The following is a 225-nucleotide window of genomic DNA, read 5'->3' as shown; positions in this document are numbered from 1 at the left end:
AGCTCGGCGGCGATCGCCCGGACCGTCGCCTTATCGCGGAGCCGGTCGGCCAGGTGGATGCGCTCGGCCTCGCTCAGATACCGGGACGACGAGGAAGGCTGCGCTGCCGGCCGGGCCGGCAGCGCAGCCTTGTTCCTGCCGGACGCGTTGCGCCCGTTACGCCAGCGCCTGCCGGTCTTCGGGTTGATCCCGACGATCCGGCAGGCCTGGTCGTTGCTCGCTCCT

Annotated in this window: 1 pseudogene; it reads right to left on the bottom strand. The window is 72.0% G+C overall.

Going from position 1 to position 225, the window contains the following annotated elements:
• A pseudogene (locus tag IF30_RS50095) lies at window positions 1–225 on the bottom strand (IS30 family transposase); the annotation flags it as partial.

The sequence above is a fragment of the Streptomyces sp. NRRL S-350 genome (assembly GCF_000719705.1).
Classification (GTDB): Bacteria; Actinomycetota; Actinomycetes; order Streptomycetales; family Streptomycetaceae; genus Kitasatospora.
This window is presented reverse-complemented; position numbering and strand designations above follow the sequence as displayed.